Annotated in this window: 19 protein-coding genes; 18 read left to right on the forward strand and 1 reads right to left on the reverse strand. The window is 37.5% G+C overall.

Annotated elements, in window-relative coordinates; translation table 11 throughout:
• The first annotated feature begins 38 nt into the window (after positions 1–38).
• The 4 genes from OSJ91_RS12925 (at position 39) to OSJ91_RS12940 (ending at position 4,173) form a co-directional block, all read left to right on the forward strand.
• Positions 39–1,508 (forward strand): nicotinate phosphoribosyltransferase, encoded by a 1,470-nt coding sequence (locus OSJ91_RS12925; protein ID WP_350302528.1) that lies wholly within the window; start codon positions 39–41, stop codon positions 1,506–1,508.
• Positions 1,509–1,542: 34 nt separating this feature from the next.
• Positions 1,543–2,373 carry an ammonia-dependent NAD(+) synthetase gene (gene nadE, locus OSJ91_RS12930; protein ID WP_350302529.1) on the forward strand — a complete coding sequence of 277 codons (831 nt, stop codon included), beginning with the start codon at positions 1,543–1,545 and terminating at the stop codon, positions 2,371–2,373.
• Between the two features lie 124 nt (positions 2,374–2,497).
• Complete coding sequence (locus OSJ91_RS12935) at positions 2,498–3,523, forward strand: serine hydrolase domain-containing protein (protein WP_485891748.1); 1,026 nt, start codon at positions 2,498–2,500, stop codon at positions 3,521–3,523.
• A 356-nt stretch (positions 3,524–3,879) separates the two neighbouring features.
• Positions 3,880–4,173, forward strand: coding sequence for a hypothetical protein (locus OSJ91_RS12940; protein WP_350302531.1), 294 nt, complete (start codon positions 3,880–3,882; stop codon positions 4,171–4,173).
• A 150-nt stretch (positions 4,174–4,323) separates the two neighbouring features.
• Here the strand turns inward: OSJ91_RS12940 and OSJ91_RS12945 are convergent, their stop codons facing one another.
• Positions 4,324–4,728: a hypothetical protein gene (locus OSJ91_RS12945; RefSeq protein WP_101221979.1), complete on the reverse strand. Its 405-nt coding sequence runs from the start codon at positions 4,726–4,728 to the stop codon at positions 4,324–4,326.
• Positions 4,729–5,090: 362 nt separating this feature from the next.
• Here OSJ91_RS12945 and OSJ91_RS12950 point away from each other — a divergent pair, with 362 nt between their 5' ends.
• The 14 genes from OSJ91_RS12950 to OSJ91_RS13015 all read left to right on the forward strand — a co-directional run bounded on the left by OSJ91_RS12950 (position 5,091) and on the right by OSJ91_RS13015 (position 12,931).
• On the forward strand, positions 5,091–5,339 hold the full coding sequence (locus OSJ91_RS12950) for a hypothetical protein (protein WP_350302532.1): 249 nt from the start codon (positions 5,091–5,093) through the stop codon (positions 5,337–5,339).
• 239 nt (positions 5,340–5,578) lie between these two features.
• Complete coding sequence (locus tag OSJ91_RS12955) at positions 5,579–6,007, forward strand: YwqH-like family protein (RefSeq protein WP_350302533.1); 429 nt, start codon at positions 5,579–5,581, stop codon at positions 6,005–6,007.
• The gene (locus OSJ91_RS12960) at positions 6,007–6,297 is read left to right on the forward strand and encodes a YwqI/YxiC family protein (RefSeq protein ID WP_054395992.1); all 291 of its coding nucleotides are present in this window, start codon (positions 6,007–6,009) and stop codon (positions 6,295–6,297) included. The genes OSJ91_RS12955 and OSJ91_RS12960 overlap by 1 nt, the downstream gene beginning before the upstream one ends.
• On the forward strand, positions 6,294–8,270 hold the full coding sequence (locus OSJ91_RS12965; protein ID WP_485891749.1) for a T7SS effector LXG polymorphic toxin: 1,977 nt from the start codon (positions 6,294–6,296) through the stop codon (positions 8,268–8,270). The genes OSJ91_RS12960 and OSJ91_RS12965 overlap by 4 nt, the downstream gene beginning before the upstream one ends.
• Entirely contained in the window at positions 8,261–8,698 is a 438-nt protein-coding gene (locus OSJ91_RS12970; protein WP_350302535.1) for an SMI1/KNR4 family protein, read from the forward strand. The genes OSJ91_RS12965 and OSJ91_RS12970 overlap by 10 nt, the downstream gene beginning before the upstream one ends.
• Before the next feature lie 19 nt (positions 8,699–8,717).
• Positions 8,718–9,176, forward strand: coding sequence for an SMI1/KNR4 family protein (locus OSJ91_RS12975; protein WP_289321968.1), 459 nt, complete (start codon positions 8,718–8,720; stop codon positions 9,174–9,176).
• 222 nt (positions 9,177–9,398) lie between these two features.
• Entirely contained in the window at positions 9,399–9,614 is a 216-nt protein-coding gene (locus tag OSJ91_RS12980) for an immunity protein YezG family protein (RefSeq protein WP_413017444.1), read from the forward strand.
• Positions 9,615–9,756: 142 nt separating this feature from the next.
• Positions 9,757–9,840: a hypothetical protein gene (locus OSJ91_RS12985; protein WP_485891892.1), complete on the forward strand. Its 84-nt coding sequence runs from the start codon at positions 9,757–9,759 to the stop codon at positions 9,838–9,840.
• 333 nt (positions 9,841–10,173) lie between these two features.
• On the forward strand, positions 10,174–10,452 hold the full coding sequence (locus tag OSJ91_RS12990; protein WP_485891750.1) for a hypothetical protein: 279 nt from the start codon (positions 10,174–10,176) through the stop codon (positions 10,450–10,452).
• A gap of 28 nt (positions 10,453–10,480) precedes the next feature.
• Positions 10,481–10,801, forward strand: coding sequence for a DNA/RNA non-specific endonuclease (locus OSJ91_RS12995; RefSeq protein WP_485891893.1), 321 nt, complete (start codon positions 10,481–10,483; stop codon positions 10,799–10,801).
• A complete protein-coding gene (locus tag OSJ91_RS13000) occupies positions 10,798–11,283 on the forward strand; it encodes an immunity protein YezG family protein (RefSeq protein WP_350302537.1) in 486 nt (161 codons plus the stop codon). The genes OSJ91_RS12995 and OSJ91_RS13000 overlap by 4 nt, the downstream gene beginning before the upstream one ends.
• Positions 11,284–11,310: 27 nt before the next feature.
• On the forward strand, positions 11,311–11,583 hold the full coding sequence (locus OSJ91_RS13005) for an immunity protein YezG family protein (RefSeq protein ID WP_350302538.1): 273 nt from the start codon (positions 11,311–11,313) through the stop codon (positions 11,581–11,583).
• Positions 11,537–12,445 carry a DNA/RNA non-specific endonuclease gene (locus OSJ91_RS13010; RefSeq protein ID WP_485891751.1) on the forward strand — a complete coding sequence of 303 codons (909 nt, stop codon included), beginning with the start codon at positions 11,537–11,539 and terminating at the stop codon, positions 12,443–12,445. The genes OSJ91_RS13005 and OSJ91_RS13010 overlap by 47 nt, the downstream gene beginning before the upstream one ends.
• Entirely contained in the window at positions 12,446–12,931 is a 486-nt protein-coding gene (locus tag OSJ91_RS13015) for an immunity protein YezG family protein (RefSeq protein ID WP_485891752.1), read from the forward strand.
• Positions 12,932–13,386: the final 455 nt, after the last annotated feature.

The raw sequence follows: 13,386 nt of genomic DNA on the forward strand, positions 1-13,386 counted from the left end.
AAGGGAAGCGAATGCTTCTCTTTTGGGAGGAACTATCCATGGAAAAAAAGTACAACGACGACAGTTACGCATTACACACTGACCTTTACCAAATCAATATGGCCCAAACTTATTGGCAGGACAAAACACATAACCGAAAGGCAGTTTTCGAGATATTTTTCAGAAAGCTTCCATTTAATAGCGGATATGCGATTTTTGCGGGACTTGAAAAAATTGTCCATTACCTTCAAAACTTTTCCTTCTCGGAAAGTGATATCGACTATTTAAAAAATGATCTGCACTATGATGAAGAATTTTTGAATTATTTGAAGAACATTCGTTTCACGGGAGCGATTCGCTGCATGAAAGAGGGAGAGCTCGTTTTCGGCAATGAACCGATATTACGGGTGGAGGCACCGCTTGGTGAGGCTCAACTCATTGAAACTGCGTTGCTTAACATTGTGAACTATCACACACTCGTGGCAACAAAAGCCTCACGCATCAAACAGGTCATCGGTGAAGAATCTGCCCTTGAATTCGGTTCAAGGCGGGCGCAAGAAATGGATGCTGCAATTTGGGGAGCGAGAGCGGCCTATATTGCTGGCTTTGATTCCACTAGTAATGTACGTGCTGGAAAGCTGTTCGGCATTCCGGTTTCAGGGACGCATGCACATTCCATGATCCAAGCTTATAAAGATGAATATACAGCTTTTCATAAATACGCTGTTTCCCATAAAGACTGTGTATTCTTGGTTGATACTTATGATACATTGCGTTCTGGCATCCCGAATGCAATCCGTGTTGCCAAGGAATTGGGCGATAAAATCAATTTCATTGGCGTCCGTCTTGACAGCGGTGACTTAGCTTACTTATCAAAAGAAGCACGGCGTATGCTTGATGCTGCAGGGTTCCATGATGCGAAGATTGTCGCTTCAAATGACCTGGATGAATATACGATCATCAATTTGAAACAACAAGGAGCAAGAATTGACATTTGGGGCATCGGAACCAAATTGATTACGGCTTATGACCAGCCAGCGCTCGGTGCCGTTTATAAAATGGTTTCAATAGAGGGCGAAGATGGGAATATGAGAGATACCATCAAAATTTCTTCTAACCCTGAAAAGGTTACGACACCTGGTTTAAAACGAGTATACCGAATCATCAATAAAGTGAATCATCATGCTGAAGGTGATTACTTGGCGATGGAATATGAGAAGCCGCAGGAACAGGAAAAATTAAAAATGTTTCATCCTGTCCATACCTTCCTAAGTAAATTCGTCACGGATTTCGATGCGGTTGATCTGCATGTGGATATTTTCAAGGATGGAAGTTTGATTTATGAATTGCCGACCATAGATGAAATCAAGGCCTTCACGCACAAAAATCTCCAAGTATTATGGCCGGAGTACCTTCGTGCACTGAATCCTGAAGAATACCCGGTAGATCTAAGCCAGGATTGTTGGGATAATAAAATGAGGAATATAGATGAAGTTAAAGCAAATGTAGAAAGAATGCTAACGAAATGACCAATCTATTTTATTAGAAAGCGGGGCTATGCCAATGCGTCCATTACAAAAAGAAATCGTAAAAAAATTACTTGTCCAACCAACGATCGATCCCGAAGCCGAATTCAGGAAAAGTGTTGATCTTTTAAAAGAGTATATGAAGAAAAATACGTTTCTGAAAAGTTTTGTACTTGGGATATCCGGAGGTCAAGATTCAACACTGGCGGGCTATATTGCCCAAACCGCTGCTAATGAATTGAATGAAGAAAAAAATGGCAGCGACTATAAGTTTGTTGCTGTAAGCTTGCCATATGGAGTACAGGCTGATGAAGATGACAGGCAGCTGGCTTTAAAATTCATCAAGCCAAGCCAAACGGTTACAGTCAACATCAAGGAAGCGGTGGATGCATCTGTCAAAGCTGTGGAAGAAGCAGTTTCTGAAAAGCTATCGAATTTCTTAAGGGGAAATGTTAAAGCACGTGAGCGAATGAAGGTGCAATATGATTTAGCCGGGCTATATAAAGGCGTTGTGCTTGGTACGGACCATGCAGCTGAAGCGATCACAGGTTTCTTTACGAAACATGGTGACGGTGCAGCGGATATCCTTCCTTTATATCGCTTAAATAAAAGGCAAGGAAAAGAAATCCTGAAATTCGTCGGTGCTCCTGAGCGTCTTTATACGAAAATACCAACGGCCGATTTAGAAGACGACAAACCGTTACTTCCTGATGAAGTGGCTTTAGGCGTTAGCTACGATGAAATCGATGATTATCTTGAAGGCAAGGAAATCAGAACGGAAGCTGCCGAAATCATCGAAGGATGGTATACTAAAACCGAACATAAACGCAATGAAGCCATTAATGTTTATGATACTTGGTGGAAATAAAAGAACGAGTTAAATCTGAAATAAGTTATCCCGCATCTAAGATGCGGGTTTTTTTGCAAGACCTAAGTAGCACCTTGGCCAACACATCAGTTATGAAAATTTTACCGGCAAGGGGGAAAACGAAATGTCGACTCTACATATGGATATATCCAGGATTATTGAAGAAACATGCAAGGAAATTAAATTCTCGGGTGTTATCGGTGTGAAAGCGGGAGATGACCTGATCCATAGCTCAGCACATGGCTATTCCAATCGAGCGGATGAAATCATGAATACGACCGAAACAAGGTTCGGAATTGCTTCCGGTTGTAAACTGTTTACGGCGATAGCCATTTGCCAGTTAATACAAAAAGGGAAACTTAGGTTCGATTCTAAGCTCAAAGACTGTGTTCGGATCGTGTTTCCTAATTTCAATCAAAATGTGACCATACATCACCTCTTAACACACACTTCGGGCATCCCTGATTACTTTGATGAAGAAGTGATGGATAATTTTGAAGAGCTATGGCAGAAAAATCCGATGTACCATATAAAAAGATTAAAAGATTTCCTGCCAATGTTTCAAGATGAGGTGATGATGTTTGAACCCGGGGAAAGATTTCATTACAATAATGCAGGCTATATATTATTAGGCTTGATTGTTGAGGAACTAACTGGACTCCAATTTTCTGAATATATCGACAAGAACATCTTTCTGCCTTGTGAAATGATAAATTCCGGTTATTTTTCCATGGACCAGCTTCCTAAAAATACTGCATTAGGGTACATAGACGAAGAAAGTGGAGCATGGAGAACGAATATTTATTCCCTTCCGATCAAAGGCGGTGCGGATGGAGGGGCGTATATTACCACATCAGATATGTTCAGGTTTTGGGATGGGTTATTTTCCAATCAGTTACTGAATCAAGAATATACCAATCTCTTATTGGACGCCCATATTGCTGCGGGAGATGAAGGGGAATACTATGGGTATGGTATATGGATCCGTAAAAAAAATGACGGGATTTTCAAATATCATCTTATGGGGTATGACCCGGGTGTAAGTTTCAATTCTGCGGTATATCCGGCAAATCGATTGAGAACCGTCATTACTTCAAATGAAAGCATGGGTCCATACCATATTACTTGCGCGATCGAGAAAGAATTATAAAAACAAATGGAACCTTTCCGCTAATGAAGGGTTCCATTTGTTTATAGTCAATCTGAATTCATTCAAGTATTTATTAAGAAAGGGAAGAATTCGCATTCAATTGCTCCATTGGTTCCAGAACTTCTGGAGTTTCAAGGGAAGAACCCCTTCTGTACCCTTATTCAAGAACGAATCTTTAATGATGATGCGGCACACCAATTTTTCATTTATTGTCGGAAATCTTTAAGGAGGTAGCTTTCTTTAGGTTTCAAGGCTTTTCCAAACAAAGAATTTGTATATTTAAATATCTTGAAGTAGAGTATATTTAATATACTTTATTTTATCCGGTATTTTCCGATGGAGGTTCTTTTTACATTATGAAGGCAAGATATGAACTAGCGAACATGAACTTAACAGTAAGCAATGTAACTTTACGTAATGCTGCGGATAGCTATGTCCTCTTGAAAGCTGCAGATGATCAAAATAATGAAATCACGATCAAGCTTTCCCACGAACAAGCGGAATTTCTGGAAGCGGAATTAAGGGAAGTAAATCGCCGCCGCAGGGAAAATAGTCCTGATATAACAGGAAATGACCAGGAACATATTAATGACGACGATTCTTTTAATCTGTTCAGCATTGATTTATTCAATGAAAATGAATCGAAGTAATTCCCCGAATCAAATTTGCTTCTCTGTAACCTTCCTTTCCATTTAAGCTGCTGCTACAGAGAATTTATCATTCCCGCCAATACAAAATCTGAATTTCCAGTTATTCAAAGGCATTAGGAATGTTTTAAGCAAGGTGACCTATCGTTACCTTTATTTTGATTGCTTGAATAAATTCTTCACCAATAGGAATATGGATGATAGTACAGCAAAAACCATGAAAAATACGATGAACCCCCATAGGCCTATCGCCGCATCTTGAAACTCCATATTCCCCCTGCTGGTAAGGGCTTGCTGTATTTCAATGGCAAAGACTAAAACAACCATGACTGTAAAGGTATAAAGGAAAGAGAGGATCGTTATCCCAAAACGCATCCGGGCAATTAAATTAGATAAAAATAACACGAACAAAAATATGATGATACCGATGATTCCCATTATCCAAAAATGCAGATCTTTGTCCGTTGCATTTGAATTTAATGTGTCGCTTACAAAGAATAGGATGAAATCGTGAAGATTATTGACGATTTCAGCTAATATCTGGATGATTTCTTTCATTTTTTCACACCTCCAATCCTTAGATTATAGCAGGTTATAAATCTATATAGAAGAGGGGAGGTCCTCGGGGTTGCCAGACTGACCTTGGATGGTAGTTATGTGAAATCATAAAGATGCTAAGAGAAGTATATTCTGGGAAACGTAAAAAAAGCATAAGTGAATGAAGAAGTCAGGACATGCAAGTTCAGTTAAATATGGGTAGATTGAACAAAATACATAGAAAAATAAAGTAATTCATGGAATGCAGGAGTGCCTATTTTCCAATAGTTTTAATGCCTTTAGCAATCTTAGCCATGATTGTTGATCGGTTCTTTATTTATAAAGTTAGTAAAACTTAATGCTAAGAGTTGGAGGAAAAAAGGATGAAAGATGTACATAATCATGTGTTAACAGTAATTGATTTTATGAAAACCGGACACAAAACCTGTTTTGTGAAAGTAATCGGTTTTGATGCTGAATCCGGACTAGATTTTGAAGGTGAAGTTAAATTTGTCGGTGATTTGCCTTTTGGTGATTTGATTCATCCCGAACGGTCACATTTATCTTCCACTTGCAGGGAATTTGTTCGGGATGATTTGTTGCGCAGATACAGTCATGGGCAGTTTGAATGAACTGGTTGGAATTTTTATAGAGAATCCAATGAGATGATATTCTGCTCACTTGTTTAAAATTGGTAAAATGGCGGGTATAAAGAATATGGTATGTAGGAACTTTTTTATGCCAATCTTCACTTTCAACTGACAAAATAGCATATTTCTCCCTATTTAACTCTCGGACTATAATCCTTATAATATTAAATAGGAAAATATGACATTTAGTGTAGGATTATACTGTTTCTGAGGTGAGTTTCATGGTTTATGCAGATATTTTGAGTAATATACACTCTGCTATCTCCAGCAAAAAAGCTGATTTAAATGTGAAAATTGAACGTTTAGAAAATGCGAAGAACGATATTATAAAAGAGCAAAGCATGTGCTTAAGCGAGATTAGGAAAATAAAAGACCCTGAGCTAGGTGGCAGCTGGACAGGAAATCGCTCGGATCAATTTCAGGAAGCTCGTCATGATGCCTATAATGTGATGTTTAGTATCATTCATGACGATTATGACGATTACCAATGGAAAATCGAGGCGATGATTACAAAGCTGAATGCCGAGAATACGCTTCTGAGCATAGCGGGGAATATAGCCCATGAAGCCGATTCCCTTTTGAGCAAAGGCGAAGAGGCATTTGAACAGCTGGAAAGTAAAATATCCGATTTAAAAAGGCGGTTGTTTTAATGACGACAATCAAACTGAATCATCCTGCCGTAATGAAGCAAGTCGATCAGGTGAAGACGGCACTTGGTACAGTCACGCTTGGAAATTTGCCGGCAGGCGAGCTTGGCAACAATAAATTGGAATTCACTTCGAAATGGATCGACCGCGAAACGAACCTGGAGAAGGTCTTCGAGCAATATATCAAAATCGTCCAGAAAAACGTGGAAGATACCCGTGCCAACATTGACTTATTAAAAGAACAGGATGAAGCCATCGCCCATACGTCTTCACATGGGTATCCTGTGAGATGAAAATATATGAAGCCGAGACATTGACGGCCGCAACAAAGTCGCGTGCCAAGCAATATGAAGACCTAAAGAAGGAAGTCGCAGCCCTGAAAAAGGAATTTCAGGGCATTGTTGGCCTTGATAACGAGTTTCAGGGAGCCGGTGCTACCGCCATCAAAAGCTTCTATGAAGCGCAAATCGAGGTGGCGGACGCCTGGATGGAGCTATTCACGACCCAAATAAGTTTTTTAGAAGGCATTCCAGCCAGTCTGGAAGAGGCGGACCTATCCGGAAATACCGTGGTCGAGGTTCCCTTTTTAGATGGCGAAGTGTCGAACGGTATTAACCAAGCGAAGTCGCTTGTCGATCAACAAGCGAACGATCTCCAAAGAATCCTGAACAGCATTGACGATATCCTGTCTCTTGATATGTTCGACCAAAAGGACTTTAATGAAAAAATCACGCTGGCCGGGCATAGACTGGATGACACCGTGACAAAGGTCGAGAATGTCGACCGGCAATTGGTAGAAGAATATGATGTGTCCATCGGGCAGGAAAACGTGGCCGTTGGCCTCTTCCGTGCTTTGCTTGATGCCACCAAACAGGACGGCCATGTTTCGCCGATGACATTCAACCAATCGGCATTCAAAAATAGTGACGTCTATCAAGTGAAGGATGATGTCGCCGGTCAGATGAAAGACTATCAGACCTTCAAAAAGCAGCAAGCAGAAGCCCGGAAAATCGAACAGGAAATGGAAGAACTCGAAAACCGCCCATGGTACGAAAAAGCCTGGGATACGACAAAAACCTTTACAGGGGAATTCACGGGATATTATGATTCTATCAGGGCCTCAACCGGAGTCGATCCAGTAACGGGTCGCAAGCTGTCCGATGCCGAACGAATCGCCGCCGGCGCCATGGCCGCCGCTGGATTCATCCCCGTCGTCGGCTGGGCCGGCAGGGCCATCAAAGGCGGCAGCGCCCTATACAAAACGGCCAAAGGACTCAACGCAGCGGACCACGCGCTCGATGCCTATAAAACGACAAAAGGCTTTAGCCTCCTCCAGAAAACCGAATACGGGATATACGGGCTCCTCGCAGCCAACGGCCTCGGTGAAGCAGTCACCGGCAAAGACATGTTCGGCAACCAGCTAACCGAGGAACAGCGCCAGAACGGACTGTTGATGGCACTCGGAATCGGCGGTGTGGCAGGTGCTGCGAAGGTCGCTGATAAAGTAGCGAGTGGTACAAAGTTCATTCCTTACAGCAAAGAATTTGCGCAAAAGCAGGTACAGAAGGTTCAAGCCTTCGGCAGGGAAATCGGCAAGGTGGAAGTTCCTCTCCGGATTAGGGTCGAAGAATTAGCGACGGCGTATGGAAACAACTATAAACATGTCACATTTGATAAAACGACGATTAAGGATATCGTGCAGAAGTTTGCGGTGAAAAGACTGTCTACTGTAAATCAGGCAAAGGCTGACGGTGCGATGGTTGAAGCAGTTAGAAATCTACCAGCATATACAAGAAGACCTAACCAACCAAGAAATTATAAATATAAAGAACGTAATGAAGACGGAACTACAATGTACACTTTTATTTCAATCAAAAATGGAAAAGAATATCAAGTAATTTATGACAAAGATGGATTCCCAATTTTTCAATCAAAATTTGAAATTTACTTACCAGAAAAATATTTTTTAGAATCTGATGCTGCACAATTTGAATATTTATCTAAAACCTTATCTGAAGAAATTATTAGCAATCCAGAACTAGCTGAAAAGTTCACAGCGAAAGAATATGAAGTGTTTAAAGAAGGTAGAGTTCCAAAAACACTTACTTGGCATCATCATCAGGAAACAGGTAGAATGCAAATTGTGGATTATTTTGAACACCAAGCAGCCGGACATACTGGTGGAAGGGCTATATGGGGCGGTGGTGAATCGGGCAGAAAAGGTATTATAAAAAAAGAAATTCTGGAGATGGTAACATGGGATTAAAAAAGTGGCTATTTGTAGAGGAAGAAAAACCCGATGAGGGTGTAATTGCTTCGATTGAAAGAGTGTTTGAGATTGAATATCCTGATGACTACAAAATGTGTGTTATGAGATATAACGGAGGTTTTCCAGAGCCTAATATCTTTAATTTTGGTGAAGGGCAACAGGGAGTATTTAATGATTTAATTAGCTTTACTGATAATGATATAAATATAGGGATGTTTTATGAGCTATTTTCTAGTCCAACGTTAAAAGGGATTGTGCCTTTTGCCAGAGATCCATTTGGAAACTACTTATGTTTTGATTATCGAAATAATTATCCTTCTCCCAAAATAATTTTCTTCAATCATGAAGAAGAAGCGTTATCATTAGTTTGTGATACATTTAGTGATTTGCTAGAGCAAATGTATTCTATAGAAGATACAAAGTAGATGGGGGAGCAAAAATAAAATGGAATATAAATTTGAATATACATTTAAAAATATTACAGTAAGTGAACTTGAAAATTTCGAGAAAAAATTTAATTTAGTACTACCGGAAGATTTCAGTAAATTTTTATTATCTAATAATGGTGGAAAAGCGGTAAATAGAAGATTTCAAACAGAAGATCGAACAATAACTTCCTCGATTATACTATTTTTCCCTTTATCTAGTGAAATAGAAGAAAATTTAGAAAGTAATTTCATTAAGTATAATGAAAGCAGGATTGTACCGAAAGATTTTCTCCCTATAGGATTAGATCCGGCTAATAGTTTAATCTGTTTATCTTTAGATAGAGAACAAAAAGGTAAAGTTTATTTTTGTGACATGGACTACTTTGAAGAGGATAATGAATTAAGGAAAGAATTTATTAAACCGATATCTGGAAATTTTAAAGAGTTCATGGATAATTTATTTGTCGCCAAGTAAATAAAGTTTGAATATTGGGTGCGAAAATACAACAAAATAGAACCCGGTGGATTCCAAGCACTATCATCAACGCTTTCTGATGCTATTCTTCAATTTGTTCGTTTTTCTGAATGATATTAAAAGCTATTAGCCATGGTTATAATTCTTTTGACCTTTTATACAAAATAAACCAAAACTTTACTCTTATCAGGTAGCGTCTGGTTTAGAGCAACAGTAAAAGAATTGAATGAATCAAACTACCAAAAAATAACTCAAACTGTAAATGAGATTATTCCAGAAGAGTGGAGTAAAGTAATTTTGTATGGAGAAATTACTGTGGGGACAGGGACAGCGTTCATTTTCTATCACTTAATTTTAATGATAACCTCATATATATCCATGATATACCTTAATTACATATTAGTTGAATGGAGCATAGAGAAACATGGCGGAGGTTAATAAAGATCTTAATAGACTTATTAGAAGAATTTAAACAGAACAATGAACCAATTTAACTTTTACCTTAGAAAGTACAGGGAATTTTAAGGTTGATTATGATTAAGTAGATCTATCAGATTCAGATGACCACGAAAGAAGGGTTATTTGGGAATATACTTATTTGGGTATTTTACCTGAATCTGAATATAATAAAAGTATTTTAGAAGAATACCTAAAGAAAGAATAATGAAGGACAAGAAAAGCTTGTTCTTTTGTATGACCTTAACGCAAAAGTTAAGGTCTTTTCATTGTTGATATGAATATGTATCATCTTAAGCCATATAGGTTCCTCAGATAATAGGCCGTGAGGACTTAAAATCATATAGAATTACTTCAGGCAAGGTGGCATAGGAAAAAATCAGCAAGTGGTACAAAGTTCATCCCTTACAGCAAAGAATTTGCGCAAAAGCAGGTTCAGAAGGCTCAAGCTACAATAACAGACATAGCGAGATCAGGGAAAACCACGTTAAAAAATATAGGTGAAGAACTAGGTAAAAAAGAAATTCTTAAACGTATAAGTGTGGAACAAGTTTCCCTCGCAGGAGGACCAAGCCTTCCCCAAGTTGTAATGGAAAAGCAGACAATTAAGGAAGCCTATCAGAAATTCACGGTGAAGGATAGCAAAGTAGGGGGTGTTTCAGGGGAGAGTATTTCTAAGGGTACGGGTAAAGGTAGTAAGAGCGTTGATGATATAATTAAAGACGGTAGTCATTTTTTAGATGAGTTTAAATTAAAGCCAAATGTTAAATATGAAACAAATGGATATCGATATCAAACAGACGATTTTAGGAAGAATTGAGAAGGCTTCGGGAGAGTTAACGTTGGAAATGGGTGTTCGTGATACCAAACATCAGTTAGCTGCTGGAGGGGATGAGAGAATAATAGCTCCTAGTACTAAAGGGGATCATGGAGGACATTTAATCGGTACTCAATTTAATGGTTCTCCTCTTATCGATAATATAGTTGCAATGAATGGTAATGTTAATGTAAGTGCTTATAAAAAACTTGAATATGCTTGGGCAAAAGCTTTAAGAGAAGGTCAACATGTTTCGGTAGATATAAAACCAATATATGAAGGGCAGTCTTTACGACCAAGTAGATTTGAAATAAAGTATAAAATTGATGGTAAAAAGGAGGTAAATAAATGAATAAAGAAAAAATGGAGCAACTATATCAAAATATAGGACGACAATTAAATTTTATTATTCCTGAATCTTGGGACAAAGTATTATTATATTCTGAAGTAACAGAGTGGAGTAATCGAACCTATTTCTACTATTATCCTCATTATAAAGAAACACCTATTTATAGTTTAGATATTGAAGATATGGATAATGTTAATGAGGACGAAGTTAATAGACAATTACACCAATTATATGAATATCTAAGAGAATTATGGGATGAATTTAAAAATCAAAAACAAGAGCAGTGGACTAACTTAACATTAGAATTGACATCAAATGGAAAATTTAATATTGATTATAATTATAGAAATTTAGAAAATGATGATAGCTATGAGCAACAAGTAATTTGGGAATATGAAAAATTAGGCATAATGCCAAAAGCGAATAGAAAACGGGATTTCAAGATAATTGAAGAATATAATAAAATTAAGAATACTACTAAATAAACTTACTTGTTAATAAAATTTTAATTTATGGTTGACTATGGTTATGAGAATCTTTCAGATGCAGATAATCACGAAAGAAGGGGTATTTGGGAATACACTTGCTTGGGTCTTTTACCTGAAACTGAATATGATAAGAGTATTTTAGAAGAATACCTTAAGAATGAATATTGGAGGACAATAAGAGCTTGTTCTTTTTGTATGACCTTAACGCAAAAGTTAAGGTCTTTTGTCTTTTCATTGTTGAGATATGAAAATGTATCAACTTACTCCATATCATGCTCCTCAGATAATAGGCCGTGAGGACTTAAAATCATATAGATTTACTTTAAGGCAAGGTGGATTAGAAAAAAGTAGCGAGTGGTACAAAGTTCATCCCTTACAGCAAGGAATTTGCGCAAAGGCAGATACAAAGGTTCAAGCTACAATAACAGACATAGCGAGATCAGGAAAAACCACGTTAAAAAATATAGGTGAAGCAATCGGTAAAAAAGAAATCCCTAAACGGATAAGTATGGAACAAGTATCCCTCGCAGTAGGACCAAGCCTTCCCCATGCTATGATTGAAAAACAGACAATTAAGGAAGCCTATCAGAAATTTACTGTTAAGGATAGCGAAGTAGAGGCTGCTTCAGGGGAGAGTATTCCTAAGGGTACGGGTAACACTAGTAAGGCTGTTGATGATGAAGTTAAAGATAGTATTCACTTTTTAGATGAATTTAAATTGAAACCTAATGTAAAATATGAAACGAATGGATATCAATATCAAACAGATGAACTAGGACGAATTGAGAGAGCTTCTGGAGAATTAACGTTAGAGATGGGAGAACGAAATAGTAAGCATCAGTTAGCTGCTGGAGGGGAAGACCGAGTTAAAGCTCCTAGTACTCAAGGAGATCATGGCGGACATTTAATCGGTACGCAATTTAATGGATCTCCGCTTATTGATAATATAGTTGCAATGAATGGTAATGTTAATGTAAGTGCTTATAAAAAATTGGAATCTGCTTGGGCAAAAGCTTTAAGAGATAAGCGGGAAGTTAGAGTTGATATTAGACCTGTATATGAAGGGAATTCTGTAAGGCCTGTTAGCTTTAACATAAAATATAGAATTGATGGAGAAAAATTTAAAGCTAGTTTGAAAAATGTATATGGAGGAAAGTAAATGAATACAGAGAACTTGGAAAGTATTTATCAAAAAGTAGCTATGCAGTTAAACAATATTATTCCAGAACCATGGGAAAAAGTAATGGTATATTCAGAAGTTGATGAATATAGTGATTCGACGGTATTTTTCTACTATCCAAAAAATAAGCAGGAACCGATATACAGTTTAGATATTGAAGATATGGAAGGGATTGATGAAGACGAGACTGATCGTCAATTAAATCTTCTTGACAGTATCTTTAGAGAGTTATGGGAAGAATTTAAAAGAAATAAGCAGGAACCTTGGACTAATTTAACATTTGAGTTATATTCTACTGGTAAGTTTGATGTTGAATTTGATTATACTTTATTAGAGGAAGAAAATAATTATAATCATTATGAGAGATTAATTATATGGAAGTATAAAAAGTTAGGAATTTCCCCTGATGAAAAGAGAGAAAGTGATGTGAAACTAATTAGAGAATATATTAATACACAAAAATGACCTCTATTAGAGTTATAGATATAAGGTGTTTGAAAATAGATACTCCATGATGGTTGTACCATCATGGAGTACTGTGTGTAATGATAGAATAGAAAACGAAGTACGAGCTTAGGCGAAATGACATTTTACATGGCGGTGAATATAAACACATGGAATGGGCATGAAACTAACGAACTCGTACAAACTCGTAAGTTTTAACGTAGTAGTTGTCATAATATACAAAAGGTGTCATACTGTTACTACAAAACTTACAAATTTATGCTACTTAAAAACAAATGAACTTAAAGCACTTGATTGTCTACTAAAGGCAACGAGTGCTTTTTAGCGTAAAAATTTAATAGAGCACTATAATTTTATAAGTACTCTAAGTGTTAAATTTTTATTGTCGTGTTTATAGACTGTAATGACTGTGAACAGTGTATTACGAGAGTAGAGGAAAAAAGAAACTATCTTTA

The sequence above is a fragment of the Bacillus sp. T-10(2022) genome (genome assembly GCF_056502895.1).